At 34.1% G+C, this 276-nt stretch carries 1 protein-coding gene; it reads right to left on the bottom strand.

Features of this window, described 5'->3' with window-relative positions; all coding sequences use genetic code 11:
* A partial coding sequence (locus CBI42_RS11840; protein WP_094753996.1) for a DUF5945 family protein occupies positions 1–276 on the bottom strand: 276 nt, incomplete at both ends.

Raw genomic sequence — 276 nt, 5'->3', positions numbered from 1 at the left:
TCGCATCATAAATGGACTGCAATTTCTTATTGTCTTTATTCTTTGTGTCAATCAAAGTATGTAGCTCTTCAATTTTCTTTTGACTACTTTGAATATCGCTATTGTTATCCGCAATCAGCCTTTTAAGATGTTGCTGATAACTTGTAGTAATGTCTGTCTCTTTTCCTGTTCTAACCTCTGTAACTTTAGGTTTAGAACTAGGATTTGATTCCGTTACAGGTGCTTGTTTTCGCTTTTGAAAAGCTGCTTCATAATTTACATCATTACCTCCTTGAT

This window comes from Streptococcus sp. KR, assembly GCF_002238115.1.
In the GTDB taxonomy this organism is placed as follows: domain Bacteria; phylum Bacillota; class Bacilli; order Lactobacillales; family Streptococcaceae; genus Streptococcus.
This window is presented reverse-complemented; position numbering and strand designations above follow the sequence as displayed.